Here is a 26,700-nt window from a genome sequence, read left to right as displayed (position 1 = left end):
CCCCTAGAAAAGAGCGCTGCTTTATACCAGAAAGACCCCAGTGCAACAACAGGCCGTGTACTTTTATACGCGTAAATCCAGGCCATGGACGCCTGAACCGTTGCCAGGGTGGGCCGCTATAGAAGCTAACCGCTCGTCGCACAGAATGATTTACAGCGCCCGCGCGCACTGCAAAGTGCTCGGCAAAACGACCTGAGGCGCCATCAAAACAGTATTTGCGGCAAAAGCACAGGCAAAAATGGGCTAGTCATTTGTCAATCAGCCCACTACGGTAGGACTTTTCCAGACTGCACTCGCAGATGGGCCTTCGATCTGCAAAGGAAACCGAATATGCGCCTCGCTGCCCTACCGCTATTGCTAGCCCCTCTTTTTATTGCTGCACACGCCCAGGCGGCCACTACCCTGAGCGTCTGCACCGAAGCCAGCCCCGAAGGCTTCGACGTGGTGCAATACAACTCGCTGACCACCACCAACGCCTCGGCAGACGTATTGATGAACCGCCTGGTGGACTTCGACGCCACCAGCGGCAAGCTGGTCCCGAGCCTCGCGGACAGCTGGGAAGTGTCGCCGGACGGCCTCACCTACACCTTCAAGCTGCACCCGGACGTTAAATTCCACCGTACCGACTACTTCACGCCAAGCCGCAGCCTGACCGCCGAAGACGTGCGCTTCAGCTTCGAGCGCATGCTCGACCCGGCCAACCCCTGGCACAAGATCGCCCAGAGCGGCTTCCCCCACGCCCAGTCGCTGCAGTTGCCCACGCTGATCAAGAAGATCGACGCCCTCGACCCGCTGACCGTGCGCTTCACCCTGGACCACGCCGATTCGACCTTCCTCGCCGCCTTGAGCATGGGCTTTGCCTCGATCTACCCGGCGGAATATGCCGACAAACTGCTCAAGGCCGGCACCCCGGAGAAGCTCAACAGCCAGCCTATCGGCACCGGGCCGTTCATTTTCGGGCGCTTCCAGAAGGACGCGACGATTCGCTACAAGGCCAACCCGGATTACTTCGCCGGCAAGCCTGCGGTAGATAACCTGATCTTTGCGATCACCCCGGACGCCAACGTGCGCCTGCAGAGACTGCGTCGCGACGAGTGCCAGATCGCCTTGTCGCCCAAGCCCCTGGATATTGATGCCGCCCAGAAAGACGCCGACCTGAAGGTCGAGAAAACCGCGGCCTTCATGACCGCGTTTGTCGCCATCAACAGCCAGCATCCGCCACTGGACAAGCCGGAAGTTCGCCAGGCGATCAACCTGGCCTTCGACAAGGCCAGCTATCTGAAGGCCGTATTCGAAGGCACCGCCGAAGCCGCCAACGGCCCTTACCCACCCAATACCTGGAGCTATGCCAAGGACCTGCCGGGCTATCCGCAGGACATTGCCAAGGCCAAGCAACTGCTGGATCGCGCCGGGCTCAAGGATGGCTTCAAGACCACGATCTGGACCCGGCCGTCGGGCAGCCTGCTGAACCCCAACCCCAGCCTGGGCGCACAACTGCTGCAGGCGGACCTGGCCAAGGTCGGCATCCAGGCTGAAATCCGTGTGATCGAGTGGGGCGAACTGATCCGCCGCGCCAAGGCCGGCGAGCACGACTTGCTGTTCATGGGCTGGGCCGGTGACAACGGCGACCCGGATAACTTCCTGACGCCGCAGTTCTCCTGCGCAGCCGTGAAGTCCGGCACCAACTTTGCCCGCTACTGCGACCCGGCGCTGGACAAGCTGATCAGCGCCGGCAAGACCACCAGCGAACAAGGCGTGCGCAGCAAGCTGTACCAGCAGGCCCAGGCGCAGATCCAGCAACAGGCGCTCTGGCTGCCACTGGCGCACCCGACCGCGTTTGCGCTGACCCGCAAGAATGTCGAGGGGTATCAGGTGAGCCCGTTCGGGCGCCAGGATTACTCCAAGGTCAGCGTCAAGCCCTGACCCCTGCCAGGGGCTGGCATGCCAGCCCCTACATCCACCCAAATTCCGCCATCGACAGCGGGTCACCCTCCCCCACAATGATGTGGTCCAGCACACGCACGTCCACCATCTCCAGCGCCTTTTGCAGCACCTTGGTCAATTTTCGATCAGCGATGCTGGGCTCGGGGCTGCCGGAAGGATGGTTGTGGCACAGGATCAGCGCCGCGGCGTTGTAGTCCAGCGCGCGCTTCACCACTTGTCGCGGGTAGACGATGGCGTTGTCGATGGTGCCTTGAAACAGCTTTTCGAAGCCCAGCACTCGATGCTTGGCGTCGAGAAACAGGCAGCCGAATATCTCGTGAGGCTCGTGGCGCAGCAGTGCCTTGAGGTAGTCGCGCACGGCCTCCGGGCTTTCCAGCACCGAATCGTTGCGCAGGCGTTCAGCCAAATGACGGCGCGCCATCTCCAGTACGGCTTGAAGCTGGGCGAACTTCGCCGGCCCCAACCCCAAATGCTGGCTGAACACCGGCTGCCTCGCCTCCATCAGCGCCCGAAGGCTGCCAAATTGCGCCAGCAGATGGCGCGCCAGGTCCACGGCACTTTTGCCTGACACCCCGGTGCGCAGGAAAATCGCCAGCAATTCCGCGTCGGAAAGGTTCTCCGCTCCCAGCTCCAACAGCTTCTCCCGCGGACGCTCTGCCGCAGGCCAATCGCGAATACTCATGGCACCTCCGTGTGCATGTGCGCCGCTGTTGCATGGCGGACGCTGTGGTATCTTAGGCCATCTTTTTGCGTGCGATTTCACCTGGGGAGGGGGCATCGCAACGCCATCACTGAACTGGAAAGGCAAGCCAATGCAGCGTCTGTATCGGAAACGCATCGTTCTCGGCGTCGGCGGCGGCATTGCCGCCTACAAGAGCGCAGAGCTGGTTCGCAGGCTTCTCGACCAAGGCGCCGAAGTGCGCGTGGTCATGACCCGTGGCGGCAGTGAATTCATCACCCCGTTGACCATGCAGGCCTTGTCCGGCCACCCGGTTCACCTCGACCTGCTGGACCCTGCGGCCGAAGCCGCCATGGGCCACATCGAGCTGGCCAAGTGGGCCGACCTGGTGCTGATCGCCCCGGCCACCGCCGACCTGATCGCCCGCCTGGCCCAAGGCATTGCCGACGACCTGCTGACCACCCTGGTACTGGCCACCGACGCCACCGTCGCGATCGCCCCGGCCATGAACCAGGCCATGTGGCGCGACCCGGCCACCCAGGCCAACACCCAACTCCTGCAAAGCCGCGGCCTCAAGGTTTTCGGCCCGGCCTCCGGCAGCCAGGCCTGCGGCGACGTGGGCATGGGCCGCATGCTCGAAGCCACCGACCTGGCCCACTGCGCCGCCGACTGCTTCCAGCACCTGGCCCTGACCGGCAAGCACGTGCTGATCACCGCCGGCCCGACCCAGGAAAACATCGACCCGGTGCGCTACATCACCAACCATAGCTCAGGAAAAATGGGCTTTGCCCTGGCGGAAGCGGCGGTCGAGGCAGGCGCCCGTGTGACGTTGATCACCGGCCCGGTGCATCTGCCGACCCCGGATCGCGTCACCCGAATCGACGTAGTCAGCGCCCGCGACATGCTGGCGGCCTGTGAAGCGGCGATTCCCTGCGACCTGTTCATCGCTTCGGCTGCGGTAGCGGACTACCGCCCCGAGGTGGTTGCGCCGCAGAAACTCAAGAAAGACCCTACAAGCGGCGACGGCCTGCTCCTGCAAATGGTCCGTAACCCGGACATCCTGGCGACCATCGCCACCCGTGAGGACCGCCCGTTCAGCGTCGGTTTTGCTGCCGAAACCGAGCATTTGCTGGACTATGCCGCACGCAAATTGAAAGACAAAAACCTCGACCTGATTGTCGCCAACGATGTCGCCAACCCGAGCATCGGCTTCAACAGCGAGGAAAATGCCATCAGCGTGATCGACCGCGAGTTGCACGCTACCGTTTTCGCCCAGACCAGCAAGGGCAAGATTGCCCGCCAACTGATCTCTTTTATCGCCCAACGGCTGAACCAGGTTTAATTTCCATGCACGCTTTGCAAGCCAAGATCCTCGACCCCCGCATCGGCAACGAATTCCCGCTGCCGGCCTACGCCACACCAGGCTCCGCCGGCCTCGACCTGCGCGCCATGCTCAAGCAGGACACCGTGCTTGAACCAGGCCAGACCATTCTGATTCCGACAGGCCTGTCGATCTACGTGGGCGACCCGGGCCTGGCGGCGCTGATCCTGCCGCGCTCCGGCCTGGGCCACAAACACGGCATCGTCCTCGGCAACCTGGTGGGGCTGATCGACTCGGACTACCAGGGCGAGTTGATGGTGTCCTGCTGGAACCGTGGCCAGACCGCGTTCAATATCGCCGTCGGCGAGCGCATTGCCCAACTCGTGCTGGTACCGGTGGTGCAGGCGCACTTCGAGCTGGTCGAAGAGTTCGACGAAACACAACGCGGCGCAGGTGGCTTCGGGCATTCCGGCAGCCACTGACTAAGCTGAATTGACTTAGCCGAACAAGCCGGGTGCCTCACCCGGCCTGATGCCAACGCATGGCCTTTCAGGATGAAGAATGCGCGGAACTTACCAGCAAGGTTTCCCCAGTGAAATCAGGGCATTAAGGGGGCAAAAGGGCGGAGCTTCGGCGCCGATGGCACTTTTGCACCACGAACTCTATGCCAAAAACGCCGTCTTACCCTTCAGTTTGAGCCTGCCGGTCAGCACCCTTGAGGCCAGCCCAGCCCCTTATCGATGGAGTTCCCCCCCGCAATGAGCAACCCAGCCCGAGTCGCCCCGACATTTCCCGACAGCATTTTCCGCGCCTATGACATTCGTGGCGTGATCCCCAAGACCCTGACCGCCGAGACCGCCTACTGGATCGGCCGCGCCATTGGCTCCCAGAGCCTGGCACAGGGCGAGCCCAACGTTTCCGTAGGCCGTGATGGCCGCCTGTCCGGCCCCGAACTCGTCGAGCAACTGATCCAGGGCCTGGCCGACAGCGGCTGCCACGTCAGCGACGTGGGCCTGGTGCCGACGCCTGCGCTGTACTACGCAGCCAACGTACTGGCCGGCAAGTCGGGCGTGATGCTCACCGGCAGCCATAACCCGTCGGACTACAACGGCTTCAAGATCGTCATCGCTGGCGATACCCTCGCCAACGAACAGATCCAGGCCCTGCACACCCGCCTGAAGACCAACGACCTGACAAGCGGCGAAGGCAGCGTCACCAAAGTCGACATCCTGCAGCGCTACTCTGACCAAATCACCGGCGACGTCAAACTCGCGCGCCGCCTCAAAGTGGTGGTGGACTGCGGCAATGGCGCGGCCGGCGTGATCGCCCCGCAACTGCTCGAAGCCCTGAACTGCGAAGTGATCCCACTGTTCTGTGACGTAGACGGCAACTTCCCGAACCATCACCCGGATCCAGGCAAGCCCGAGAACTTGGTGGACCTGATCGCCAAGGTCAAGGAGACAGGGGCTGACGTCGGCCTGGCCTTCGACGGTGACGGCGACCGCGTTGGCGTGGTGACGGACACCGGCGAAAACGTGTTTGCGGACCGCCTGCTGATGCTGTTTGCCCGCGACGTGGTTGCGCGCAACCCAGGTGCCGAAATTATCTTCGACGTGAAGTGCACCCGCCGCCTCACACCGCTGATCAAGGAATATGGCGGTCGCCCGCTAATGTGGAAGACTGGCCACTCGTTGATCAAAAAGAAAATGAAAGAAACCGGCGCGCTATTGGCCGGCGAAATGAGCGGCCATGTGTTCTTCAAGGAGCGCTGGTTCGGCTTTGACGACGGCATTTACAGCGCCGCTCGTCTGCTGGAGATCCTCAGCAAGGAAAAATCGACCGCGCAGGAGCTGTTCCAGACCTTCCCGAATGATATTTCTACGCCAGAGATCAATATCCATGTGACCGAGGAGAGCAAATTCAGCATCATTGACGCACTGCACGATGCGCAATGGGGCGAAGGCGCCGACCTGACCAGCATTGATGGTGTGCGAGTCGATTACGCCAAAGGCTGGGGCCTGGTTCGCGCATCCAACACCACACCGGTGCTGGTGCTGCGTTTCGAGGCGGATACCGAGGCTGAGTTGCAGCGCATCAAGGACGTGTTCCACGCCCAGTTGAAACGTGTTGCCCCTGATCTCCAATTACCGTTCTGATTTTTTACCGGAGCCCTGAATGACCCTCGAACGCGAAGCCGCCGCCAATACCGCCAAGGTCCTTTCCGAAGCGTTGCCTTACATTCGACGCTACGTCGGCAAGACGCTGGTGATCAAGTACGGCGGCAATGCCATGGAAAGCGACGAGCTGAAAACCGGCTTTGCCCGCGACATCGTGTTGATGAAAGCCGTCGGGATCAACCCGGTGGTGGTACACGGTGGCGGCCCGCAAATCGGTGACCTGCTCAAGCGCCTGTCCATCGAGAGTCACTTCATCGACGGCATGCGTGTAACCGACGCCCAGACCATGGACGTGGTGGAGATGGTACTGGGCGGCCAGGTGAACAAAGACATCGTCAACCTGATCAACCGCCATGGCGGCAGCGCCATCGGCCTGACCGGCAAGGACGCCGAACTGATCCGGGCGAAGAAGCTCACCGTGACCCGCAAGACCCCGGAGATGACCCAGCCGGAAATCATCGACATCGGCCAGGTGGGCGAAGTGATCGGCATCAACACCGACCTGCTGAACCTGCTGGTGAAAGGCGATTTCATTCCGGTGATCGCGCCGATCGGTGTCGGTGCCAACGGTGAGTCCTACAACATCAACGCCGACCTCGTGGCCGGCAAGGTGGCCGAGGCGCTGAAGGCCGAGAAGCTGATGCTGCTCACCAACATCGCCGGCTTGATGGACAAGGAAGGCAAGGTCTTGACCGGCCTGACGACCCAGCAAGTGGACGACCTGATCGCCGACGGCACCATCTACGGCGGCATGCTGCCGAAGATCCGCTGCGCGCTGGAAGCGGTGCAAGGCGGCGTTGGCAGCTCGTTGATCCTGGATGGCCGGGTGCCGAATGCGATCCTGCTGGAAATCTTCACCGATACCGGTGTCGGTACCCTGATCAGCAACCGCAAGCGCCCCTAAGCGCTGGTAAACAAAAAGGCCCCGTTCAATTCGATTGAACGGGGCCTTTTCTATGTACTCGGTCTAAAAATGTGGGAGCGGGCTTGCTCGCGAAAGCGGCGGGTCAGTCGACACATATATCAACTGACAAGCCGTATTCGCGAGCAAGCCCGCTCCCACATGGATCTTCTAAACGCCGAACTGCTCGCGATAAGCCTTGACCGCCGGCAAATGCTGCTTGAGCTGCGGGTCATCTTCCAGGAACTGCAACACCTGGTTCAGGGACACGATGCTCACCACCGGAATCGCGAAATCACGTTCCACTTCCTGGATCGCCGACAATTCACCGTTGCCGCGCTCCTGGCGGTTCAGCGCGATCAACACGCCGGCCGCCTTGGCGCCGTCCTGGGAAGCGATGATCTGCATCACTTCGCGAATCGCCGTACCGGCAGTGATCACGTCGTCGATGATCAGCACGTCGCCCTTGAGCGGCGCACCCACCAGGCTGCCGCCTTCGCCGTGGGCCTTGGCTTCCTTGCGGTTGAAGCACCAAGGCAGATCCAGCTCGTGATGTTCAGCCAACGCCACGGCGGTCGCGGCCGCCAGGGGGATGCCTTTGTAGGCAGGGCCGAACAGCACGTCGAAGGAAATGCCGCTTTCAACGATGGCGGCCGCATAGAAACGACCCAGCTGCGCCAGGGCAGAACCCGAGTTGAAAAGGCCGGCATTGAAGAAGTAAGGGCTGGTGCGCCCGGACTTCAAAGTGAACTCACCGAAGCGCAATACGCCGCGATCGATGGCAAAACGAATAAAATCGCGTTGATACGCCTGCATGAAAAAAGCCTCAGATACCACGGATTTAGCTAATTAGGTAGACGGCGTGTATCATACACGCACGCGATTTTTGGGGCCATTTATGCGGATCATCAGTGTGAACGTCAATGGTATTCAGGCTGCAGTCGAGCGTGGTTTGCTCAGTTGGCTGCAAGCCCAGAATGCCGACGTCATCTGCCTGCAGGACACCCGCGCCTCCGCCTTTGAACTGGACGACCCAGCCTTCCAACTGGATGGCTACTTCCTTTATGCCTGTGATGCCGAAGTTCCCGCCCAAGGCGGCGTGGCTTTGTATTCGCGGTTGCAACCCAAGGCGGTCATCAGCGGCCTCGGCTTCGAGACAGCCGACCGCTACGGGCGCTACCTGCAAGCCGATTTCGATAAGGTCAGCATTGCGACCTTGCTGCTTCCATCAGGGCAGAATGGCGATGAAGACTTGAACCAGAAGTTCAAGCTAATGGACGACTTCGCCCGTTATCTGGATAAACAGCGGCGCAAACGTCGCGAGTACATTTACTGTGGCTCGCTGTACGTGGCGCAACAGAAGCTGGATATCAAGAACTGGCGCGACAGCCAGCAATCACCGGGCTTCCTGGCGCCGGAACGGGCCTGGATGGACGAGATTGTCGGCAATATGGGCTATGTCGATGCCCTGCGGGAAGTCAGCCGCGAAGGCGACCAGTACAGCTGGTGGCCGGATAACGAACAGGCCGAGATGCTCAACCTCGGCTGGCGTTTTGACTACCAGCTGCTGACGCCAGGCTTGCGTCGCTTCGTGCGCAGCGCACGTCTGCCACGCCAGCCGCGCTTCTCGCAGCACGCGCCGCTGATCGTGGACTACGACTGGACCTTGACCATCTAAGGTCTTTTTCCAGGCACAAAAAAACCGACATCGCTGTCGGTTTTTTTTGTGGGCGGTGGTTATTTGATCAACCGCAATGTCCACGGATAACGATAAGCCACGCCCTTGTTGGCCTTGATGCCCGCAATGATCGTCATCACCACCGCGCCGATCACCAGCACGGTCATCAACACGAAGCCGATCACGATAAAACCCAGCAGGAAGCAGACCGCCCAGGCAATGCCCACGGTGATCTGGAAATTCAGCGCTTCCTTGCCCTGGTCATCAATGAACGGGTCTGCATCCTTCTTCACCTGCCAGAGAATCAAGGGCCCCAGCAGGCTGCCGAACGGGAACATCAGCCCGAAGAACGCCGCAAAATGACAGAGCATCGCCCACTGGCGAACTTCCTTGGACGGTGTCGGCAGTGGAAGTTGGCTGTCACTCATGGCGTAGCTCCTTGGGATTGAATCAGTCGGCCAATGCGGCGTTCTGCAGTTCGAAGATTTCGGTCATGCCCTTCTGGGCCAGGGCCAGCATGGCATTCAGGTCCGCCGGCTGGAATGGCGCGCCTTCGGCGGTGCCCTGCACTTCGATGAAACCACCGGTGCTGGTCATCACCACGTTCAGGTCGGTCTCGGCAGCCGAATCTTCAAGATAGTCCAGATCCAGCACCGGCTCGCCCTGATACATGCCGACCGATACAGCCGCGATCATCTGCTTGAGCGGATCGCCGCCTTTCAGGCCGCCACGTTTCTTGATGACTTTGAGCGCGTCGACCAGGGCAACCATGGCGCCGGTGATGGAGGCAGTACGGGTACCACCGTCGGCCTGGATCACGTCGCAGTCGACGTACAGGGTCACGTCGCCCAGCTTGGACATGTCCAGGGCTGCACGCAGGGAGCGACCGATCAGGCGCTGGATTTCCAGGGTGCGGCCGCCTTGCTTGCCACGGCTGGCTTCACGCTGGTTACGCTCGCCGGTGGCGCGCGGCAGCATGCCGTATTCGGCGGTCAACCAACCCTGGCCCTGGCCCTTGAGGAAACGCGGCACGCCATTTTCGACGCTGACGGTGCAGATAACCTTGGTATCGCCAAACTCGACCAGTACAGATCCCTCGGCGTGTTTGGTGTAGTTGCGGGTGATGCGGATCGAGCGGAGCTGATCGGCAGCGCGACCACTTGGACGTTTCATAGGGGATACCTGTACGGAGGACGAAAAACTGCCGAGCATTATAGAGCCACCAGCCCTGATCGGCACGGCTAAAAAATCCTGTTACAAACCCGGGCACCGAAGCCACTGTTTGGGGCCACCCGTCCCCTTGAGCTACAATCCTGCGCCTTCGCAGCCTGTCGGCTTCAATCTACCCATCAGCCCGCCTGTTTGCGGGACTGCATCGCGAGGTACCTCCATGGTGCACAGCATGACCGCCTTCGCCCGCGTCGAAAAAGCCGGCGTCCAAGGCACCCTGAGCTGGGAATTGCGCTCGGTCAACAGCCGCTACCTGGAGCCGCACCTGCGCCTGCCGGAATCGTTTCGCGACCTCGAAGGCGCGGTTCGTGAGGCACTGCGCCAGGGCATCTCCCGCGGCAAGCTGGAATGCACCCTGCGCTTTACCGAGGAAACCACCGGCAAGCCGTTGCAGGTGGATCGCGAGCGCGCCGCGCAATTGGTCGCCGCCGCCGAAACCATCGCCGGCCTGATCAAGCAGCCTGCCGCCATCAACCCGCTGGAAGTCCTGGCCTGGCCCGGCGTGCTGGTGGCCGATGCCACTGACCCACAGGCGTTGAACGCCGAGGCGCTGACCCTGTTCAACCAAGGCTTGAAAGAACTCAAGGCCGGCCGCGAGCGTGAAGGGGCCGAACTGGCCCGCCTGATCAGCGACCGCCTGACCTCCATTGAAGAAGACGTGGTGACCCTGCGCGAACTGGTGCCGCAGATGCTTGCCACCCAGCGCCAGAAGGTCCTGGACCGCTTCGCCGACATGCAGGCCGAACTGGATCCGGTGCGCCTGGAGCAAGAGATGGTCCTGCTGGCGCAAAAAAGCGACGTGGCCGAAGAACTCGACCGCCTGAGCACCCACATCCTGGAAGTACGCCGCGTGCTCAAGTCTGCCGGTGCCGCCGGTCGGCGCCTGGACTTCCTGATGCAGGAACTCAACCGCGAAGCCAATACACTGGGCTCCAAAGCCTTTGATCCGCGCAGTACCCAGGCGGCGGTCAACCTCAAAGTGTTGATCGAGCAAATGCGCGAACAAGTACAGAATATCGAGTAAGGCACCCTGACATGACCCACAGCACCGGCACCCTGTACATCATTTCCGCCCCATCGGGCGCGGGCAAAAGCAGCTTGGTCAAGGCCCTGACCGACGCTGACGAGCAGATCCGCATCTCGGTATCCCACACCACCCGCGCCATGCGCCCGGGTGAAGTGAACGGCGTGCACTACCACTTCGTCGAGCGCACCGAGTTCGTCAAGATGATCGAGCACGGTGATTTCCTGGAGCGCGCCGAGGTCTTCGGCAACCTCTACGGCACCTCCCAAAGCCACCTGCAGCAGACCCTGGACGAAGGCCACGACCTGATCCTGGAAATCGACTGGCAGGGCGCCGAGCAAGTGCGCCAGCTGATGCCCAAAGCTCGCTCGATCTTCATCCTGCCGCCTTCGCTGGAAGCGTTGCACCAGCGCCTGACCAATCGTGGCCAGGACAGCGACGAGATCATCGAAGGTCGCATGCGTGAAGCCGTCAGTGAAATGAGCCACTACGTCGACTACGACTACCTGATCATCAACGACGATTTCGCTCACGCGCTGGACGATCTGAAAGCGATTTTCCGCGCCAATCAGCTCCAGCAAAAGCGTCAGCAGCAGCGTTTCGGCAAATTATTGGCCGAACTGCTCGGCTGATTGGCTCTTCCCAAAACCGCTGCAGGGGCTTTACATTGGCACTTGTAGCGCGTTTGCGATGGCCTGCGAAAAATCAGCGCTTCCCTAAACGCTGGTGATTTTTTAAACTGTTCAGTCCGCTCGCCCAACCGGGCAGCGCGCATATTGCATTCGCTCCGAGGAATACCATGGCCCGCGTAACCGTTGAAGACTGCCTAGAACACGTGGATAACCGCTTTGAGCTGGTCATGCTCTCTACCAAGCGTGCCCGTCAACTGGCCACTGGCGGCAAAGAGCCCCTGGTCCAGTGGGAAAACGACAAGCCTACCGTTGTAGCCCTGCGTGAAATCGCTGAAGGCCTGATGAGCTACGAGTTCATCGCCAACGCCGAAATCGTTGAAGACGAACCGCTGTTTGCAGCGTTCGAGGACGAGTCCAACGAGGCCGTCTAAGCCTATGCCTGGTCGACGTAGCACGGCGCGGGGTCACAGCCAACGGCAGGAGTTAATACTTTGCCGAGCATAGACGCCCTCGCCGATCGCTTATCGACCTACCTCGGCCCAGACCAGGTCAACCTGGTCCGCCGAGCGTATTTCTACGCCGAACAAGCCCACGACGGCCAACGCCGCCGCAGTGGCGAGGCGTATGTCACGCATCCTCTTGCCGTGGCCAATATTCTTGCCGACATGCACATGGACCATCAGAGCCTGATGGCCGCGATGCTGCATGACGTGATCGAAGACACCGGCATTGCCAAGGAAGCGCTCAGTGCGCAATTTGGCGAAACCGTGGCCGAACTGGTCGACGGGGTCAGCAAACTGACCCAGATGAACTTCGAGACCAAGGCCGAAGCCCAGGCGGAAAACTTCCAGAAGATGGCCATGGCCATGGCCCGGGACATCCGGGTGATCCTGGTCAAGCTGGCCGACCGGCTGCACAACATGCGCACGCTGGAAGTGCTGTCCGGTGAAAAACGCCGGCGCATCGCCAAGGAAACCCTGGAAATCTACGCGCCCATCGCCAACCGGCTGGGCATGCACGCCATTCGTATCGAGTTCGAAGACCTCGGCTTCAAGGCCATGCACCCGATGCGTTCCGCGCGCATCTACCAGGCAGTGAAACGCGCCCGGGGCAATCGCAAGGAAATCGTCAACAAGATCGAAGAATCCCTGAGCCATTGCCTGGCGATCGATGAGATCGAGGGCGAAGTCAGCGGCCGGCAGAAACACATCTACGGCATCTACAAGAAGATGCGCGGCAAGCGCCGGGCCTTCAACGAGATCATGGACGTGTACGCGTTCCGGATCATCGTCGACAAGGTCGATACCTGCTACCGCGTGCTGGGTGCTGTACATAATTTGTACAAGCCCCTGCCCGGACGCTTCAAGGATTACATCGCGATTCCCAAGGCCAACGGCTACCAGTCGCTGCATACCACGCTGTTCGGTATGCACGGGGTGCCGATCGAGATCCAGATCCGTACCCGCGAAATGGAAGAGATGGCCAACAACGGCATCGCCGCCCATTGGCTGTACAAATCCACCGGCGACGAGCAGCCAAAAGGCACCCATGCCCGCGCCCGCCAGTGGGTCAAGGGCGTGCTGGAAATGCAGCAACGTGCCGGCAACTCCCTGGAATTTATCGAAAGCGTGAAGATCGACCTGTTCCCGGACGAGGTCTACGTGTTCACGCCCAAAGGCCGGATCATGGAGCTGCCCAAAGGCTCCACGGCGGTCGACTTTGCCTACGCGGTGCACACCGACGTGGGTAACAGCTGCATAGCCTGTCGGATCAATCGTCGACTGGCCCCGCTGTCGGAACCGCTGCAAAGCGGTTCCACGGTGGAGATCGTCAGCGCACCGGGCGCGCGCCCGAACCCGGCCTGGCTCAACTTTGTGGTCACGGGCAAGGCTCGCACCCACATCCGTCATGCCCTGAAACTGCAACGCCGTTCCGAGTCCATCAGCCTGGGCGAACGCCTGCTGAACAAGGTGCTCAACGGCTTCGACAGCTCACTGGACAAGATCCCGGCCGAACGCGTTCAGGCGATGCTCCACGAGTACCGCCAGGAACTGATCGAAGACTTGCTGGAAGACATCGGCCTGGGCAACCGCATGGCCTATGTGGTCGCGCGCCGCTTGCTGGGCGAAGGCGAACAGTTGCCAAGCCCCGAAGGCCCGCTGGCGATTCGCGGCACCGAAGGCCTGGTGCTCAGCTACGCCAAGTGCTGCACGCCGATCCCTGGCGACCCGATTGTCGGCCACCTGTCCGCCGGCAAAGGCATGGTGGTGCACCTGGACAACTGCCGCAACATCAGTGAAATCCGCCACAACCCCGAGAAATGCATCCAGCTTTCGTGGGCAAAGGATGTCACTGGCGAATTCAACGTCGAGCTGCGGGTCGAGCTGGAACACCAGCGCGGCCTGATCGCCCTGCTGGCCAGCAGCGTGAACGCGGCCGACGGCAATATCGAGAAAATCAGCATGGACGAACGCGATGGCCGCATCAGCGTGGTCCAACTGGTGGTCAGCGTGCACGATCGCGTGCACCTGGCCCGCGTGATCAAGAAACTGCGCGCCCTGACCGGGGTCATCCGCATCACCCGCATGCGCGCCTAGCCCATCCATTACAAGGAGTCATTCATGACCAAGACTGTTATCACCAGCGACAAGGCACCAGCAGCAATCGGTACTTATTCCCAGGCGATCAAGGCGGGCAATACCGTCTACATGTCCGGCCAGATTCCACTGGACCCAAAAACCATGGAGCTGGTTGAAGGCTTTGAAGCCCAGACCATCCAGGTCTTCGAAAACCTGAAGTCGGTTGCCGAAGCTGCGGGCGGTTCGTTCAAGGACATCGTCAAACTGAACATCTTCCTCACCGACCTGAGCCACTTCGCCAAGGTCAACGAGATCATGGGCAAGTACTTCGAACAGCCGTACCCAGCCCGCGCCGCCATCGGCGTTGCCGCCCTGCCAAAGGGCGCGCAGGTTGAGATGGACGCCATTCTGGTCATCGAGTAAAACATCCGGCGCAGCGCTTCCACGGGAAGGCTGCGCCGAATTGGTTCTTGGAAGGATTTCGTAATGCGCAAAGCGCTCGTTGCCTCTTCGTTGCTCGCCCTGTTGCTCGGCGGCTGCGCCAGCAATCCCGCCGACCTGGATGTGAGCGGCACCTGGATCAACCAGGCCGCCATCGACGCGGCAGCCAAGGGCGGCCCTTTGCGTGAAGCCCTGCAGAGCTATGGTCCGAACCTCGAATGGGAGGTGAACACCAAAGCGTCCCAGGCCCGCTACTACAACGGTTTTGAAGTAGCTGAAGGCAAATTGCTGGGTGAAAAATCCGGCGCCTGGAGTGTCGATTTCTACGGCAGCTCCGCCACTGAACTCAAGCGTAAAGGCAAGCTGCTGCTGCAAGGGGCCAATGATAACGAGCCCGAGCAACTGTTCGCCCGTGCCAAGGATCCAGCCCCCGAAGGCGCGCCACTGGGTGCCAACTTCGAACGCACCCTGTACGCCGCCTACATGGGCGGCACCTGGAAAATCAGCAGCGGCACTGGCGAAGGCGCCACCGTACAGTTCCAGGCCAATGGCCAGGTGACCGGCTTGCCCGGCGCCGATCAGTACTCGCTGTGCCTGGCGGGCGATTGCGCCTCCATGAGCGGCGGCTACGACAGTATCTGGCTACAGTTGAACGGCCAGGGCAACCCGTGGATCTTTGCGCGCAAGGGCAAGCAACTGGAGATCTTCCAGGCGATCAACACCGCCCAGGCCGACGAGGTACCCTCGTTTACCCCCGGGCCACGACAGTGGTTGCTGGAAAAGCAGTGACGCAAAAAAGGAGCACTCAGGCTCCTTTTTCTTCACGCCGCGATCAACCCTCCAGGATCGCCGCATACCCTTCGCGATAACTCGGATAACGCGGCACCCAGCCCAACGCCTTGGCCCGGGCGTTGCTGCACTGCTTGCTACCGGCGCGTCGCACGCTGGCGTTCTCGGCCCATTCGGTCACGCCAAGGTACTCGCGCAACCAGGCAACCACCTCGGCCAGCGGGGCCGGAGCATCGTCAACGCCGATGTAGCACTTATCCAGCACACCGCCCTGCTCCACGTGCTGCAGCAAAAACGCCAGCAAACCCGCCGCGTCATCCGCGTGAATCCGGTTGCCATATAAAGGCGGATCAATCGCCACGCGATAGCCCTGGCGCACTTGGCTCAGCAGCCATTCCCGGCCCGGGCCATAGATACCGGTGAGGCGCACCACGCTCGCGGGAATGCCGCTATTCAACGCCACTTGCTCGGCTTCCAGCATGACTTGGCCGGAATAACCGCCTGCCTTGGTCTCGGAGCTTTCGTCGACCCACTCACCGTTCTGCTGCCCATACACACTGCTGCTGGACACAAACAGCAGGTGCTTGGGCTCCTGGCCGTAGTCGTTCAGCCACTCCAGCACATGCTGCAACCCTTGCACGTATGCCGCACGATAACCCGCCTCGTCGTGATCGGTGGCGGCCGCGCAATACACCAGGTAATCCACCCCGCCCACCGGCCAGGTATCGGGGCAGTCTTCATTGAACAGGTCGCCGGCAATCCCGATAACGCCCTTGGGAAGGCGCGAAATATCCCGCCGCAGGCCATGAACCTCCCAGCCCTGGGCCAGCAATTGGGTGGCCAGACGGCTACCGACATCGCCGCAACCGGCAATCACCACAGAAGGCGCAGACATCACAAAACTCCGTTCTTAAAGGTCAAGGTTAGCCCCCGCAGATGACCAGCGGCCAGCAAAACGACAAATAAAGTAACTGTATTACTTCTGTTAACAAGAATTACTTGCAATAATAACCGCCCATTTGTCCTCGACCCGTTACGGTCTGGAAGGACGCTCACTCATTTTTTTCTCTCAGGTCCGGCCAGCATGACACGCAATACATCCCCCGCTTCGCCAACCAAGCCTCACAGCCCATCCCGCGCCTGGCGTGCGATTGCTGCAGTGCTGTTCAGCGTCCTGCTGGCACCGACCGCCGCGTTCGCCGACAACACCGCGCCGGCCGCCCCGCCTGCAGCGAGCGCGCCAGCTACAGAGCAAAACGCTCCTGCGCCAGCCGCCGCACCGGCCGCGACCGACCCGGCCCTGGCCGCCGAAGGTGCTCCGGCTGACGATTCCGGCGTCGTGCTGGAAGAAGACAACAGCCTGGGCATGGCCCACGACCTGTCGCCGTGGGGCATGTACCAGAACGCTGACATCATCGTGAAGATCGTGATGATCGGCCTGGCCATCGCTTCGATCATCACCTGGACCATCTGGATCGCCAAGGGCTTCGAACTGCTGGGCGCCAAGCGTCGCCTGCGCACTGAAATCGTCCACCTGAAAAAAGCCACCACCCTGAAAGAAGCCAGCGAAAGCGCGGCGAAGAAGGGCACCCTGGCGCACCTGCTGGTTCACGACGCACTCGAAGAGATGCGCCTGTCGGCCAACACCCGTGAAAAGGAAGGCATCAAGGAGCGCGTCAGTTTCCGTCTTGAGCGCCTGGTTGCCGCCTGCGGTCGCAACATGAGCAACGGCACCGGCGTGCTGGCCACCATCGGTTCCACCGCGCCCTTCGTCGGCCTGTTCGGTACCGTGTGGGGCATCATGAACAGCTTCATCGGCATCGCCAAAACCCAGACCACCAACCTCGCCGTCGTGGCGCCCGGCATCGCCGAAGCCCTGCTGGCAACCGCACTGGGCCTGGTTGCCGCGATTCCTGCGGTAGTCATCTACAACGTCTTCGCCCGTTCGATCGCCGGCTACAAGGCGCAGGTGTCGGACGCTTCGGCAGAAGTCCTGTTGCTGGTCAGCCGTGACCTCGATCACCTGCCTACCGAGCGCAGCTCGCAACCGCATATGGTGAAAGTGGGGTAATCGGCCATGGGCCTGCATTTGAATCAAGGCGACGACGAGCTCGTCGAGAACCACGAAATCAACGTCACGCCGTTTATCGACGTGATGCTGGTGCTGCTGATCATCTTCATGGTGGCTGCACCGTTGGCCACCGTGGATATCAAGGTCGACCTACCCGCTTCCAGCGCGAAACCTGCGCCGCGGCCGGAGAAACCGATATTCCTCAGCGTGAAGGCGGACCAGCGTCTGTTCCTGGGCGAAGAAGAAGTCAAATCCGACACCCTGGGCGCGGTGCTCGACGCCAAGACCCAGGGCAAGAAAGACACGACCATCTTCTTCCAGGCCGACAAGGGCGTGGACTACGGCGACCTGATGAGCGTGATGGATGCCCTGCGGGCGGCCGGCTACCTCAAGGTAGGCCTGGTCGGACTTGAGACGGCAGCCAAGAAATGATCACGACGCGCCACAAACTGACGCGTTATGGCACCAGCCTTGCCGTCGTGCTGGGCGTCCACGCCGTCGCGATCATCATCGCGCTCCAGTGGTCGGCGCCACATATGGTCCAGCTGCCTCCGGCCGCCATGGTCATCGACCTGGCACCGATGCCGGCGCCACCACCTCCGGCCCCGCCGAAGGTGATCACGCCGCCACAGCCGCCTGCGCCAGTCGAAGAGCTGCCATTGCCGAAACTGGCCGAGGCACCTAAGCCGACGATCCAGGTGCCAAAGCCGGTCAAGCCCAAGCCAAAACCACAGCCGCCCAAGCCTGTGGAGAAGAAGCCCGATCCGCCCAAGGAAAAACCTTCCGAAGAGCCGCCGAGCGAAACTCCGCAGAACAACGCGCCTACGGAAAAATCCGCCCAGCCACAACCGGGCCCTTCACCGCAGCAGATCGCGGCCAAGGCCACCTGGGAAAGTACCCTGCTGGGCCACCTGCAGAAGTACAAGAAGTACCCGCCGGGCGCCCAGGCGCGTGGCAAGGAAGGCCTGAACCGCCTGCGTTTCGTGGTGGATGCCGATGGCAACGTGCTGTCCTACGAACTGGTGGGCCGCTCCGGCAACGCCGACCTGGACCGCGCCACCCTCGACATGATCCGTCGTGCCCAGCCGCTGCCCAAGCCGCCGGCCGACATGTTGAAAGGCGGGAGCATCGAGATCGTTGCACCATTCGTTTACAACATCGAAAAACGTCGCCGCTAAACCCTACCGTGGGCACTCTCGGGTGCCCACGGCTGCTGTTCCCTCCCCCGCGCATCACCGCAACCTGAACCAGGCTTGAACGAATCGACACCTAACTCGATCTTCACTTGTAACAATTAAAGACAACGCTAATTATCCGCGAATAGTTCTCATTAGCGGACATTCGGCATGCCCAACCTTGCCCGGCTGGCTCTCCTCCTACTGGCTTTCCCCGTCGCCGCACAGGCGGATCAGCTGGTCACCCTGGTCATTCAGAATCACACCTTCAGCCCCTCGACGTTCGAGGTGCCGGCCGGTGAGCGCTTTCGCATTCAACTCACCAGCCACGATGAAAGCGTCGACGAGTTCGAAAGCTACGACATGAAATTCGAAAAAATCATTGTCCCCGGCAACACCATCACGGTGTTTGCCGGCCCGCTGCATCCCGGCACCTACACCTTCTTCGATGACTACCACCCCGACCAGGCCAAAGGCACGGTCACCGCCGTCGCAGCCAAGGAGTAAGCCATGCTGGCCTGTCTGTTGATCGTGTTTCGTGAAGTGCTGGAAGCCGGGATTGTGGTGGGCATCGTGATGGCCGCCACCCAGGGCCTGGCAAGACGTGGGCTGTTCATTGGCGGCGGAATCGCAGCCGGCGTGCTCGGTGCCGGCATCTTGGCGCTGTTTACCGGCGCAATCACCCAGGCGCTGCAAGGCTTCGGCCAGGAAATTTTCAACGCGGCCATCCTGGTGGTCGCCGTGGTCATGCTGGGCTGGCACAACTTGTGGATGGCCAGTCATGGTCGCGAGCTGGCGACCCAACTGCGCAGCGCCGGCAATTCAGTACTCAAGGGTGAAAAATCACTCTGGGCCCTGGCCGTGGTCATCACCGTGGCCGTGCTGCGCGAAGGCTCGGAAATCGTGCTGTTCCTCTATGGCATCGCCGCATCCAGCCAGACAGACCCACTGTCGATGTTGGCCGGCGGCGTGCTCGGCATCGTCGCCGGCGCCGCGCTGTCCTGGCTGATGTACCGCGGCCTGGTCGCCATCAGCCTCAAGCGTCTGTTCTCGATTACCGGCTGGATGATCGCCTTGCTTGCCGCCGGCATGGCTGGCCGGGCCGCCGCGATCCTCGCCGGTATCGACCTGATTCCCGCCTGGGGCTACCAGCTCTGGGACACCTCCTGGCTGGTCTCCGATGGCAGCCTCACCGGCCGCGCATTGACCGCGCTGGTGGGCTACACCGACCGACCTCTGGGCGTTCAATTGGTGGCGTGGCTCGTCACCCTCTCGCTCCTGGTGCTGGGTAACCGTTTACTGCATTCACGCCCGACACAATCACATTAACCGCCCCAGGAGCCCCACCATGAAACACCTGCGCAACCCCTTCGCCGCCGCACTGCTGCTCGTCAGCGCCGTGGCCGCTTCCTCCCTCGCCCAAGCCCGCGAATACCCGATTGGCGGACCGGTGCAGATCAATGACATGGAGATCGCCTCCTCGTACCTGGTGGGCATCGAAATGGCGCCCATGCCGCCAGGCATGGTGATGAGCAAGGACTCGGTACACCTTGAGACCGATGTGCACGCCACCGCCGACAACAAATACGGCCTGTCCAACGGTGAGTGGGTGCCCTACCTGACCATCAGCTACTCACTGGTCAAGGAGGGCTCGCCCGACTACAAGGAAATCGGCACGCTGTTGCCGATGGTGGCCAAAGACGGCGCCCACTACGCCAACAACGTGAAAATGGACGGCCCCGGCACCTACACCGTGGTGCTGCGCTATGAAAGCCCACAGATCAAGGGCTTCTTCCACCATGTAGACAAGGAAACCGGCGTGCCTGAATGGTGGGCTCCCTTCACCGAAACCTTCACCTTCAAGTACCCGCAAAAGTGAAATACGGGGCGGCGATACCCGATTAACCGGTGTCGCGGCCCCTACGCTGTCTGATAACGTGCGTCTATCGATTGCAGCCGGTATGCTTGGCCCGCAACCTCATGGACGCCCGCTATGACTCTTACAGAATTACGCTACATCGTTACCCTCGCCCAAGAGCAGCACTTCGGCCACGCGGCCGAGCGTTGCCACGTCAGCCAGCCGACGCTGTCGGTGGGTGTGAAGAAGCTTGAAGACGAACTCGGTGTGCTGATTTTCGAGCGCAGCAAAAGCGCCGTGCGCCTGACGCCCGTCGGCGAAGGCATCGTCGCCCAGGCCCAGAAGGTTCTGGAACAGGCCCAAAGCATTCGCGAGCTGGCCCAGGCCGGCAAGAACCAGCTGACCGCCCCGCTGAAAGTCGGCGCCATCTACACCGTCGGCCCGTACCTGTTCCCGCACTTGATTCCGCAACTGCACCGCGTCGCGCCGCAGATGCCGCTGTATATCGAAGAAAACTTCACCCACGTGCTGCGCGACAAACTGCGCAACGGCGAGCTGGACGCGATCATCATCGCCCTGCCGTTCAACGAGGCGGATGTGCTGACGCTGCCGCTCTACGATGAGCCGTTCTACGTGCTGATGCCGGCGTCCCACCCATGGACGCAGAAAGACACCATCGACGCGGGCCTGCTCAACGACAAGAGCCTCCTGTTGCTGGGCGAAGGCCATTGCTTCCGCGACCAGGTGCTGGAAGCCTGCCCGACCCTGACCAAGGGCAACGACGGCGCCAAGCACACCACCGTGGAGTCCAGCTCCCTGGAAACCATTCGCCATATGGTCGCCTCCGGACTGGGTATCTCGATCCTGCCGCTGTCGGCGGTCGACAGCCATCACTACGCCCCCGGCGTAATCGCCGTGCGCCCACTGACGCCGCCGGTACCGTTCCGCACCGTGGCGATTGCCTGGCGTGCGAGCTTCCCGCGTCCGAAAGCGATTGAAATCCTCGCCGACTCGATCCGCCTGTGTTCGGTGGCCAAGCCGCCTGCTGCGAGCTAAGTAACGGTATGACTGAGCTGTCGCAGGTATCGGTGACGGCACTCAAGGGTGTCGGGGAGGCCATGGCCGAGAAGTTGGCCAAGGTCGGGCTGGAAAATCTCCAGGACGTGCTGTTCCACCTGCCCCTGCGTTACCAGGACCGCACCCGCGTGGTGCCCATCGGCCACTTGCGCCCTGGGCAGGACGCCGTGGTTGAAGGCACCGTCAGCGGTGCCGACGTGGTCATGGGCAAGCGCCGCAGTTTGGTCGTGCGCCTGCAAGACGGCACCGGCGGCCTGAGCCTGCGCTTCTACCACTTCAGCAACGCCCAGAAGGAAGGCCTCAAGCGTGGTACCCGCGTGCGCTGCTACGGCGAAGCCCGGCCCGGTGCTTCGGGGCTGGAAATCTATCACCCGGAATACCGCGCGATTACCGGCGACGAACCGCCGCCGGTAGACACCACCCTCACGCCAATTTACCCGCTCACCGAAGGCCTGACCCAGCAGCGCTTGCGCCAACTGTGCATGCAGACTCTGACGATGCTCGGGCCAAAAAGCCTGCCCGACTGGTTGCCCCAGGAACTGGCGCGCGACTATCAACTGGCGCCGCTGGATGATGCGATCCGCTACCTGCATCACCCACCCGCCGATGCCGACGTCGACGAGTTGGCTCTCGGGCATCACTGGGCCCAGCATCGCCTGGCGTTCGAAGAACTGCTGACCCATCAACTATCCCAGCAGCGCCTGCGCGAGAGCATGCGTTCGCTGCGCGCGCCGGCCATGCCCAAGGCCAAGCGCCTGCCTGCGCAATACCTGGCCAACCTGGGGTTTGCACCGACGGGCGCCCAGCAACGGGTCGGCAACGAAATTGCCTACGACCTGAGCCAGAAAGAACCGATGCTGCGGCTGATCCAGGGCGACGTGGGCGCGGGTAAAACCGTGGTCGCCGCCCTCGCCGCGTTGCAGGCTCTCGAAGCCGGCTATCAGGTGGCGCTGATGGCGCCCACCGAGATTCTCGCCGAGCAGCACTTCATCACCTTCAAGCGCTGGCTCGAACCGTTGGGCCTGGAAGTCGCGTGGCTGGCCGGCAAGCTCAAGGGCAAGAACCGCGTAGCCGCCCTGGAGCAGATCGCCGCCGGCGCCCCGATGGTGGTGGGCACCCACGCGTTGTTCCAGGACGAAGTGAAGTTCAAGAATCTGGCGCTGGTGATCATCGACGAACAGCACCGCTTCGGTGTGCAGCAGCGCCTGGCCCTGCGCCAGAAAGGCGTGGGTGGCCGCATGAGCCCGCACCAGTTGATCATGACCGCCACACCGATCCCGCGCACCCTGGCCATGAGCGCCTACGCCGACCTCGACACTTCGATCCTCGACGAACTGCCGCCGGGCCGAACGCCGGTCAACACCGTGCTGGTCACCGACACCCGCCGCGTCGAAGTCATCGAACGGGTACGCGGCGCCTGCGCCGAAGGCCGTCAGGCGTATTGGGTGTGCACGCTGATCGAAGAATCCGAAGAGCTGACCTGCCAGGCCGCCGAAACCACCTATGAAGACCTCACCAGCGCCTTGGGTGAACTCAAGGTCGGGCTGATTCACGGTCGCATGAAGCCGGTGGAAAAGGCCGCGGTAATGGCCGAGTTCAAGGCCGGCAACCTGCAATTGCTGGTGGCGACCACGGTGATCGAAGTCGGCGTCGACGTCCCCAACGCCAGCCTGATGATCATCGAGAACCCCGAGCGCCTGGGCCTGGCGCAACTGCACCAATTGCGCGGCCGCGTCGGCCGGGGCAGCGCCGCCAGCCACTGTGTGCTGCTGTACCACCCGCCGCTGTCGCAGATCGGTCGCCAGCGCCTGGGGATCATGCGCGAAACCAACGACGGCTTCGTGATCGCCGAAAAAGACCTCGAACTGCGCGGCCCCGGCGAGATGCTCGGCACCCGCCAGACCGGCCTGCTGCAATTCAAGGTCGCCGACCTGATGCGCGATGCCGACTTGCTGCCCGCCGTGCGCGACGCGGCCCAGGCGTTACTGGAGCGTTGGCCGGAACACGTCAGCCCGCTGCTGGATCGCTGGCTGAGACATGGGCAGCAATACGGCCAAGTGTGACGGCTGACTCACTTAGACAACCCTCACTTGTATCAAGCTGGTTATACTCCAATGACTGTAGGAAATTGGATTCAGGCCATGTCAGAAGTTGCCCTCGCCACAGCTCCACCGACTGCACCCTCGGTGATTCGGACGCTGCTTGCAAAGCTCGCCATCAGCTACACGGAAGTTACCGAACGCCCCGGCCTGAACCCGGCGCAGAAGGTTCAAGCCGTACTGCTCGATGATGCCGTGGGTGCGCTCATGGTGCTGTTTCCACAGAACCAATTGCTGGACCTTAATCGCCTCGCCGAGCTCACCGGTCGGCGCCTCAAGGCCGTGTCGCCGGAGCGCCTGGAGCGCATGCTCGGCAAGCACAGCCTGAGCCTGCTGCCCGGCCTGCCGCCGCTGACCAGTTCTCCCTGCCTGTACGAAGAAAGCCTGTTGCGTGAGCCGACCGTGCTGGTGCACTCGGGCGAAGCCGGGCTGCTGCTGGAGATTTCCAGCGACGCGTTCAAGAGCATGCTGACCAAGGCCAGCGCCGCGCATTTCGGCGAGCCGCTGAGCAACATCCGGCCAAACCTGGATCGCCCCAATGACGACCGCGAGGAAATCACCCAGGCGATGCAGGCGTTCACCGCCCGCCGTATCCAGCAACGCCTGGAAGCGACCATCGAAATTCCACCGCTGGCCGATACCGCGCAAAAGATCATCAAGCTGCGGGTCGACCCCAACGCCACCATCGACGACATCACCGGCGTGGTCGAAACCGACCCGGCCCTGGCCGCCCAGGTGGTGAGTTGGGCCGCGTCGCCCTACTACGCCTCGCCGGGCAAGATCCGCTCGGTGGAAGACGCCATCGTGCGCGTGCTGGGCTTTGACCTGGTGATCAACCTCGCACTCGGCCTGGCCCTGGGCAAGACCTTGAGCCTGCCCAAGGACCACCCGCAACAGGCCACGCCGTACTGGCACCAGTCGATCTACACCGCCGCCGTCATCGAAGGCCTGACGCGCGCCATGCCCCGCGCCCAGCGCCCGGAAGCCGGCCTGACGTACCTCGCCGGCCTGCTGCACAATTTCGGCTACCTGTTGCTGGCCCACGTCTTCCCGCCGCACTTCTCACTGATCTGCCGGCACCTGGAGGTCAACCCGCACCTGTGCCACAGCTACATCGAGCAGCATCTGCTGGGCATCAGCCGCGAGCAGATTGGTGCGTGGTTGATGCGCTACTGGGACATGCCGGACGAACTGTCCACCGCCCTGCGCTTCCAGCACGACCCGACCTACGACGGCCAATATGCGGAATACCCGAACCTGGTGTGCCTGGCCGTGCGCTTGCTGCGCAGCCGCGGCATCGGCTCGGGGCCGGATGAATCCATCCCGGACGAACTGCTTGAGCGCCTGGGGCTGACCCGGGACAAGGCAGAGGATGTGGTGAGCAAGGTGCTGGACGCGGAAACGTTGTTGCGCGAGTTGGCTTCGCAGTTCAGCCAGGGATAAATCGGGCGCCTGTTACACCGTATTCGCGAGCAAGCCCGCTCCCACATTCAATCCCATTCCAAAGTTGGAACTCGGTCGAATGTGGGAGCGGGCTTGCTCGCGAATGCAGGCGACGCAGTATTGCTGAAGAACCCCTAGCCTTTGGGCTTTTTCTTCGGCTTCAAATACTTGGTCAACCCCTGGAACCAGATCACCAGCGCCGGGTTGCCCTTGATCTGGATCGACTTGTCCTGAATCCCCGTCATGAACGCCAGTTGCTTGTTCTTCGCCTGCATCGTGGCGAAGCCGTAGGCGGCGTCTTTGAAGGCGATGGCAAACGCAGGCGCGGGATGAACACCCGAGCGGCTGGTAATGCGCTGGTCTTTGACGATGAAGTGACGGGCAACCTTGCCGTCGAGGGTCTGCAACTGGAACGCCAGGTCCTTGTCACCCAACTGCTGCTGGAACGCAGGGTTGGTGCGGCTGGCTTTGCCCATCAACAGGCCAAGCATCCAGAGAAGAAAACGAAATTTCATGCACACGGCCTCAGTGTAATTATTGGGTGGCCGCAGCAGTTTAACGATTTGTGCAAATAACGCTACCGATCTCCCGTTTTAGCAGGAGATCGGCTGGCGTTTAACGCTTATAGCAACAACTTTCCTCAGACGTTAGGGCAAGGAACCGGTGCCCAGTCCGCCAGGTTCGGATCACGGCAAGTGCCTTCGATCTGCGCTTTACCGGCGCTGGCAACCTGCTTGCTTTCAGCTTGTTTGGTCTGGGCGGTCTGGATGGTTTTCTCGGTGGCTACGGCTTCTTTCGGCACGGTTGGCAGTACCGGCTTTTTCGCGACTTTTACCGGCTTCTTGCCTTTGGCTGGCGTCACCACCGGCGTGGTATCGGCAGTCGCAACAGTGACCACGTCAGCACGTTGTACGCCCACTTGTTGCAGATCCTGCTCGTACGCCTGGGTGTAGTTGTTCAGGTCTTCGCTGGCCTTGCCGTTCACCGCGACGATCAGGTCGTTGGACTCTTTCAGGCCCGAGACGATTTCTGCCAGGCGCTTGCGGCCTTCAACGTCGTTGACGGTCTTGGCCTTGCGGTCGGCCACCAGCTTGGTGAACGCGCTCTGGTAGCACTGCTGGGACGCCTTGGCGTACGCGGTGCTGCGGTCGATGTCGGAGGCACGCTTGCTGACGTCGGTGGCGTAGGAGGCGATGCGCTGGTTGTCATCGGTGATCTGCTTCTGGCGCTCGGTGTAGTAACCCGCAGCACCACCGGCCAGGGCGCCGCCCGCTGCACCGATGGCAGCGTTGCGGCCGCGCTTGTCGGAGTCGCCGGTCAGGGCGCCCAGCAATGCACCACCGGCCGCACCCAGGGCGGCACCGGTGACCACCGACTTGGTCAGGTCCGAATCGGTAGCACGCAGGTGCTGCACCGGCTCGTAGCAGTTCGGGTAGTACTCGACCTTGGTGGTCGAGGCGACCTTGTTGGTCGGCGACGTTGCGCAACCGGTCAGCACCGTGCTGAAGCCTGCGGCAATCAGCAGCAGATGACGCTTGGAAACCGCCTTACGGGAAAAAATCATCGTTGTGTTCTCTTTTAA

General features: G+C 61.8%; 27 protein-coding genes and 1 pseudogene. 21 read left to right on the top strand and 7 right to left on the bottom strand.

Annotated features, from left to right (window positions below; all coding sequences use genetic code 11):
• The first annotated feature begins 330 nt into the window (after nucleotides 1-330).
• The gene (locus tag HX817_RS21065) at nucleotides 331-1,923 is read left to right on the top strand and encodes an ABC transporter substrate-binding protein (RefSeq protein WP_003213265.1); all 1,593 of its coding nucleotides are present in this window, start codon (nucleotides 331-333) and stop codon (nucleotides 1,921-1,923) included.
• 28 nt (nucleotides 1,924-1,951) lie between these two features.
• Here HX817_RS21065 and radC read toward each other — a convergent pair whose 3' ends face one another.
• Nucleotides 1,952-2,626, bottom strand: a complete 675-nt coding sequence (gene radC, locus HX817_RS21060) for a DNA repair protein RadC (protein ID WP_087693709.1) — start codon at nucleotides 2,624-2,626, stop codon at nucleotides 1,952-1,954.
• Between the two features lie 130 nt (nucleotides 2,627-2,756).
• On the opposite strand from radC, the gene coaBC reads away from it, so the two are divergent.
• From coaBC to argB, 4 genes and pseudogenes are all read left to right on the top strand, one after another.
• Nucleotides 2,757-3,965 (top strand): bifunctional phosphopantothenoylcysteine decarboxylase/phosphopantothenate--cysteine ligase CoaBC, encoded by a 1,209-nt coding sequence (coaBC, locus tag HX817_RS21055; protein ID WP_008439425.1) that lies wholly within the window; start codon nucleotides 2,757-2,759, stop codon nucleotides 3,963-3,965.
• A gap of 5 nt (nucleotides 3,966-3,970) precedes the next feature.
• Nucleotides 3,971-4,426: a dUTP diphosphatase gene (dut, locus tag HX817_RS21050; RefSeq protein ID WP_003213270.1), complete on the top strand. Its 456-nt coding sequence runs from the start codon at nucleotides 3,971-3,973 to the stop codon at nucleotides 4,424-4,426.
• A gap of 252 nt (nucleotides 4,427-4,678) precedes the next feature.
• A pseudogene (locus HX817_RS21045) lies at nucleotides 4,679-6,100 on the top strand (phosphomannomutase/phosphoglucomutase); the annotation flags it as partial.
• 19 nt (nucleotides 6,101-6,119) lie between these two features.
• Nucleotides 6,120-7,025 (top strand): acetylglutamate kinase, encoded by a 906-nt coding sequence (argB, locus tag HX817_RS21040; protein WP_003213275.1) that lies wholly within the window; start codon nucleotides 6,120-6,122, stop codon nucleotides 7,023-7,025.
• A gap of 168 nt (nucleotides 7,026-7,193) precedes the next feature.
• On the opposite strand, the gene pyrE is transcribed toward argB, so the two are convergent.
• Nucleotides 7,194-7,838 (bottom strand): orotate phosphoribosyltransferase, encoded by a 645-nt coding sequence (gene pyrE, locus HX817_RS21035; RefSeq protein ID WP_003213276.1) that lies wholly within the window; start codon nucleotides 7,836-7,838, stop codon nucleotides 7,194-7,196.
• An 82-nt stretch (nucleotides 7,839-7,920) separates the two neighbouring features.
• Between pyrE and HX817_RS21030 the strand changes: the two genes are divergently transcribed.
• Entirely contained in the window at nucleotides 7,921-8,700 is a 780-nt protein-coding gene (locus tag HX817_RS21030; RefSeq protein ID WP_003176915.1) for an exodeoxyribonuclease III, read from the top strand.
• Between the two features lie 59 nt (nucleotides 8,701-8,759).
• Here HX817_RS21030 and HX817_RS21025 read toward each other — a convergent pair whose 3' ends face one another.
• Both HX817_RS21025 and rph read right to left on the bottom strand, forming a co-directional pair.
• The gene (locus HX817_RS21025) at nucleotides 8,760-9,128 is read right to left on the bottom strand and encodes a DUF4870 domain-containing protein (RefSeq protein WP_003213278.1); all 369 of its coding nucleotides are present in this window, start codon (nucleotides 9,126-9,128) and stop codon (nucleotides 8,760-8,762) included.
• Nucleotides 9,129-9,150: 22 nt separating this feature from the next.
• The gene (gene rph / locus HX817_RS21020; protein WP_003213280.1) at nucleotides 9,151-9,873 is read right to left on the bottom strand and encodes a ribonuclease PH; all 723 of its coding nucleotides are present in this window, start codon (nucleotides 9,871-9,873) and stop codon (nucleotides 9,151-9,153) included.
• Between the two features lie 217 nt (nucleotides 9,874-10,090).
• On the opposite strand from rph, the gene HX817_RS21015 reads away from it, so the two are divergent.
• From HX817_RS21015 to HX817_RS20990, 6 genes are all read left to right on the top strand, one after another.
• The gene (locus tag HX817_RS21015) at nucleotides 10,091-10,954 is read left to right on the top strand and encodes a YicC/YloC family endoribonuclease (protein WP_102604063.1); all 864 of its coding nucleotides are present in this window, start codon (nucleotides 10,091-10,093) and stop codon (nucleotides 10,952-10,954) included.
• 11 nt (nucleotides 10,955-10,965) lie between these two features.
• Complete coding sequence (gene gmk, locus HX817_RS21010; protein WP_003213284.1) at nucleotides 10,966-11,586, top strand: guanylate kinase; 621 nt, start codon at nucleotides 10,966-10,968, stop codon at nucleotides 11,584-11,586.
• 167 nt (nucleotides 11,587-11,753) lie between these two features.
• Nucleotides 11,754-12,017, top strand: coding sequence for a DNA-directed RNA polymerase subunit omega (rpoZ, locus tag HX817_RS21005; RefSeq protein ID WP_003176920.1), 264 nt, complete (start codon nucleotides 11,754-11,756; stop codon nucleotides 12,015-12,017).
• A 60-nt stretch (nucleotides 12,018-12,077) separates the two neighbouring features.
• Nucleotides 12,078-14,183, top strand: a complete 2,106-nt coding sequence (spoT, locus tag HX817_RS21000) for a bifunctional GTP diphosphokinase/guanosine-3',5'-bis pyrophosphate 3'-pyrophosphohydrolase (protein ID WP_008439435.1) — start codon at nucleotides 12,078-12,080, stop codon at nucleotides 14,181-14,183.
• Between the two features lie 24 nt (nucleotides 14,184-14,207).
• Nucleotides 14,208-14,588, top strand: a complete 381-nt coding sequence (locus tag HX817_RS20995; protein WP_003213288.1) for a RidA family protein — start codon at nucleotides 14,208-14,210, stop codon at nucleotides 14,586-14,588.
• 63 nt (nucleotides 14,589-14,651) lie between these two features.
• Nucleotides 14,652-15,395: a hypothetical protein gene (locus tag HX817_RS20990; protein WP_003213290.1), complete on the top strand. Its 744-nt coding sequence runs from the start codon at nucleotides 14,652-14,654 to the stop codon at nucleotides 15,393-15,395.
• A gap of 43 nt (nucleotides 15,396-15,438) precedes the next feature.
• On the opposite strand, the gene HX817_RS20985 is transcribed toward HX817_RS20990, so the two are convergent.
• On the bottom strand, nucleotides 15,439-16,290 hold the full coding sequence (locus HX817_RS20985; RefSeq protein ID WP_177041069.1) for an SDR family oxidoreductase: 852 nt from the start codon (nucleotides 16,288-16,290) through the stop codon (nucleotides 15,439-15,441).
• Between the two features lie 189 nt (nucleotides 16,291-16,479).
• Between HX817_RS20985 and exbB the strand changes: the two genes are divergently transcribed.
• From exbB to HX817_RS20940, 9 genes are all read left to right on the top strand, one after another.
• The gene (exbB, locus tag HX817_RS20980) at nucleotides 16,480-17,466 is read left to right on the top strand and encodes a tonB-system energizer ExbB (RefSeq protein WP_177020294.1); all 987 of its coding nucleotides are present in this window, start codon (nucleotides 16,480-16,482) and stop codon (nucleotides 17,464-17,466) included.
• A 6-nt stretch (nucleotides 17,467-17,472) separates the two neighbouring features.
• A complete protein-coding gene (gene exbD, locus HX817_RS20975; RefSeq protein ID WP_003213296.1) occupies nucleotides 17,473-17,898 on the top strand; it encodes a TonB system transport protein ExbD in 426 nt (141 codons plus the stop codon).
• Nucleotides 17,895-18,644 (top strand): energy transducer TonB, encoded by a 750-nt coding sequence (locus HX817_RS20970; protein ID WP_003213297.1) that lies wholly within the window; start codon nucleotides 17,895-17,897, stop codon nucleotides 18,642-18,644. Before exbD ends, HX817_RS20970 begins: the two co-directional genes overlap by 4 nt.
• Before the next feature lie 168 nt (nucleotides 18,645-18,812).
• Complete coding sequence (locus HX817_RS20965) at nucleotides 18,813-19,148, top strand: cupredoxin domain-containing protein (protein ID WP_177041067.1); 336 nt, start codon at nucleotides 18,813-18,815, stop codon at nucleotides 19,146-19,148.
• 3 nt (nucleotides 19,149-19,151) lie between these two features.
• Nucleotides 19,152-19,970: an FTR1 family protein gene (locus HX817_RS20960; RefSeq protein ID WP_008439439.1), complete on the top strand. Its 819-nt coding sequence runs from the start codon at nucleotides 19,152-19,154 to the stop codon at nucleotides 19,968-19,970.
• A gap of 19 nt (nucleotides 19,971-19,989) precedes the next feature.
• Nucleotides 19,990-20,520 carry an iron transporter gene (locus HX817_RS20955; protein ID WP_087693714.1) on the top strand — a complete coding sequence of 177 codons (531 nt, stop codon included), beginning with the start codon at nucleotides 19,990-19,992 and terminating at the stop codon, nucleotides 20,518-20,520.
• Nucleotides 20,521-20,634: 114 nt separating this feature from the next.
• Nucleotides 20,635-21,555: a hydrogen peroxide-inducible genes activator gene (locus HX817_RS20950; protein WP_003213305.1), complete on the top strand. Its 921-nt coding sequence runs from the start codon at nucleotides 20,635-20,637 to the stop codon at nucleotides 21,553-21,555.
• 8 nt (nucleotides 21,556-21,563) lie between these two features.
• A complete protein-coding gene (gene recG / locus HX817_RS20945; RefSeq protein ID WP_003213306.1) occupies nucleotides 21,564-23,639 on the top strand; it encodes an ATP-dependent DNA helicase RecG in 2,076 nt (691 codons plus the stop codon).
• A gap of 78 nt (nucleotides 23,640-23,717) precedes the next feature.
• Entirely contained in the window at nucleotides 23,718-25,118 is a 1,401-nt protein-coding gene (locus HX817_RS20940; protein WP_003213308.1) for an aminoacyl-tRNA deacylase and HDOD domain-containing protein, read from the top strand.
• A gap of 134 nt (nucleotides 25,119-25,252) precedes the next feature.
• Here HX817_RS20940 and HX817_RS20935 read toward each other — a convergent pair whose 3' ends face one another.
• Entirely contained in the window at nucleotides 25,253-25,633 is a 381-nt protein-coding gene (locus HX817_RS20935; protein ID WP_008439448.1) for a hypothetical protein, read from the bottom strand.
• A gap of 125 nt (nucleotides 25,634-25,758) precedes the next feature.
• Nucleotides 25,759-26,682 carry a type VI secretion system-associated lipoprotein TagQ gene (gene tagQ / locus HX817_RS20930; protein ID WP_177041065.1) on the bottom strand — a complete coding sequence of 308 codons (924 nt, stop codon included), beginning with the start codon at nucleotides 26,680-26,682 and terminating at the stop codon, nucleotides 25,759-25,761.
• Between the last annotated feature and the right edge of the window lie 18 nt (nucleotides 26,683-26,700).

Origin of the sequence: Pseudomonas sp. C6002 (assembly GCF_013385805.1) — a bacterium.
Taxonomy (GTDB): Bacteria; Pseudomonadota; Gammaproteobacteria; order Pseudomonadales; family Pseudomonadaceae; genus Aquipseudomonas.
This window is presented reverse-complemented; position numbering and strand designations above follow the sequence as displayed.

Bases quoted from the DNA above. Each gene is read 5' to 3' on its own strand.
- HX817_RS21065 (WP_003213265.1), top strand. From the start codon at position 331: ATGCGCCTCGCTGCCCTACCGCTATTGCTAGCCCCTCTTTTTATTGCT.
- radC (WP_087693709.1), bottom strand. From the start codon at position 2,626: ATGAGTATTCGCGATTGGCCTGCGGCAGAGCGTCCGCGGGAGAAGCTG.
- coaBC (WP_008439425.1), top strand. From the start codon at position 2,757: ATGCAGCGTCTGTATCGGAAACGCATCGTTCTCGGCGTCGGCGGCGGC.
- dut (WP_003213270.1), top strand. From the start codon at position 3,971: ATGCACGCTTTGCAAGCCAAGATCCTCGACCCCCGCATCGGCAACGAA.
- argB (WP_003213275.1), top strand. From the start codon at position 6,120: ATGACCCTCGAACGCGAAGCCGCCGCCAATACCGCCAAGGTCCTTTCC.
- pyrE (WP_003213276.1), bottom strand. From the start codon at position 7,838: ATGCAGGCGTATCAACGCGATTTTATTCGTTTTGCCATCGATCGCGGC.
- HX817_RS21030 (WP_003176915.1), top strand. From the start codon at position 7,921: ATGCGGATCATCAGTGTGAACGTCAATGGTATTCAGGCTGCAGTCGAG.
- HX817_RS21025 (WP_003213278.1), bottom strand. From the start codon at position 9,128: ATGAGTGACAGCCAACTTCCACTGCCGACACCGTCCAAGGAAGTTCGC.
- rph (WP_003213280.1), bottom strand. From the start codon at position 9,873: ATGAAACGTCCAAGTGGTCGCGCTGCCGATCAGCTCCGCTCGATCCGC.
- HX817_RS21015 (WP_102604063.1), top strand. From the start codon at position 10,091: ATGGTGCACAGCATGACCGCCTTCGCCCGCGTCGAAAAAGCCGGCGTC.
- gmk (WP_003213284.1), top strand. From the start codon at position 10,966: ATGACCCACAGCACCGGCACCCTGTACATCATTTCCGCCCCATCGGGC.
- rpoZ (WP_003176920.1), top strand. From the start codon at position 11,754: ATGGCCCGCGTAACCGTTGAAGACTGCCTAGAACACGTGGATAACCGC.
- HX817_RS20995 (WP_003213288.1), top strand. From the start codon at position 14,208: ATGACCAAGACTGTTATCACCAGCGACAAGGCACCAGCAGCAATCGGT.
- HX817_RS20990 (WP_003213290.1), top strand. From the start codon at position 14,652: ATGCGCAAAGCGCTCGTTGCCTCTTCGTTGCTCGCCCTGTTGCTCGGC.
- HX817_RS20985 (WP_177041069.1), bottom strand. From the start codon at position 16,290: ATGTCTGCGCCTTCTGTGGTGATTGCCGGTTGCGGCGATGTCGGTAGC.
- exbB (WP_177020294.1), top strand. From the start codon at position 16,480: ATGACACGCAATACATCCCCCGCTTCGCCAACCAAGCCTCACAGCCCA.
- exbD (WP_003213296.1), top strand. From the start codon at position 17,473: ATGGGCCTGCATTTGAATCAAGGCGACGACGAGCTCGTCGAGAACCAC.
- HX817_RS20970 (WP_003213297.1), top strand. From the start codon at position 17,895: ATGATCACGACGCGCCACAAACTGACGCGTTATGGCACCAGCCTTGCC.
- HX817_RS20965 (WP_177041067.1), top strand. From the start codon at position 18,813: ATGCCCAACCTTGCCCGGCTGGCTCTCCTCCTACTGGCTTTCCCCGTC.
- HX817_RS20960 (WP_008439439.1), top strand. From the start codon at position 19,152: ATGCTGGCCTGTCTGTTGATCGTGTTTCGTGAAGTGCTGGAAGCCGGG.
- HX817_RS20955 (WP_087693714.1), top strand. From the start codon at position 19,990: ATGAAACACCTGCGCAACCCCTTCGCCGCCGCACTGCTGCTCGTCAGC.
- HX817_RS20950 (WP_003213305.1), top strand. From the start codon at position 20,635: ATGACTCTTACAGAATTACGCTACATCGTTACCCTCGCCCAAGAGCAG.
- recG (WP_003213306.1), top strand. From the start codon at position 21,564: ATGACTGAGCTGTCGCAGGTATCGGTGACGGCACTCAAGGGTGTCGGG.
- HX817_RS20940 (WP_003213308.1), top strand. From the start codon at position 23,718: ATGTCAGAAGTTGCCCTCGCCACAGCTCCACCGACTGCACCCTCGGTG.
- HX817_RS20935 (WP_008439448.1), bottom strand. From the start codon at position 25,633: ATGAAATTTCGTTTTCTTCTCTGGATGCTTGGCCTGTTGATGGGCAAA.
- tagQ (WP_177041065.1), bottom strand. From the start codon at position 26,682: ATGATTTTTTCCCGTAAGGCGGTTTCCAAGCGTCATCTGCTGCTGATT.